Genomic DNA, 846 nt, shown 5'->3' on the forward strand with positions numbered 1-846 from the left:
CGCCGCGCCGGTCGGCGCCGTGTTCGAATGGCGACCCGACGGCGAGATCATGAAGCTTGCGACGCGCGTGCGCGACCAGGACGGCGCGGCGCTGATCATCGACTACGGCCATCTGCGCAGCGATGCCGGCGATACGTTCCAGGCGATTGCGCGCCACACCTTCGCCGATCCCTTGAAGGCGCCGGGGCAGGCCGACGTCACCGCCCATGTCGACTTCCAGGCGCTGGCGCGTGCCGCCGAGGATGTCGGCGCGCGCGTGCACGGGCCGGTGACGCAAGGCGACTTCCTCAAGCGTATCGGCATCGACACAAGGGCGGCCGCCTTGATGCAGAAGGCAACGCCGGAAGTTGCCACCGACATTTCGATCGCCCTCAAGCGGTTGACGGACACCGGGCGCAGCGGCATGGGCTCGATGTTCAAGGTGCTCGGCATCTCCGAGCCGCAGCTGACAGGCATTGCCGGGCTCAGCGATCTCGAGCAGGCCGGAGATGCCTCATGACACTTTCTTCGTCGCTGCTGTCGGCCGTGCCCGGCCTGCGGCATGCCTTCTTCACCCGCGAGGGCGGCGTCTCCGGCGGCATCTATTCCGCGCTGAACGGCGGGCTCGGCTCCAATGACGATCAGGCCCTGGTCGCGGAGAACCGCCGCCGCATGGCCGAACATGTCGGCGTCGCAGCGGACCGTTTCCTCAGCCTGCACCAGATCCATTCACCCGACGTCCTCGTCGCAGATCGCACGTGGCCGAGCGGACCGCGGCCGAAGGGCGATGCGCTGGTGACGAAAACGCCCGGCATTGCGCTCGGCGTCTCCACCGCCGATTGCGGGCCGGTGCTGTTCGTCGATCCC

At 68.3% G+C, this 846-nt stretch carries 2 protein-coding genes; both read left to right on the plus strand.

All coding sequences use genetic code 11. The features are described from left to right. Positions 1-499, plus strand: a 499-nt coding sequence (locus MOV75_RS40050) for an SAM-dependent methyltransferase (protein ID WP_247008359.1), incomplete at its 5' end; no start/stop codon positions are given. Continuing rightward, on the plus strand, positions 496-846 hold a 351-nt coding region (locus MOV75_RS40055; RefSeq protein ID WP_247008361.1), incomplete at its 3' end, for a polyphenol oxidase family protein. The genes MOV75_RS40050 and MOV75_RS40055, both read left to right, overlap by 4 nt.

It is taken from the genome of Bradyrhizobium sp. PRIMUS42 (assembly GCF_023006515.1).
Classification (GTDB): domain Bacteria; phylum Pseudomonadota; class Alphaproteobacteria; order Rhizobiales; family Xanthobacteraceae; genus Bradyrhizobium.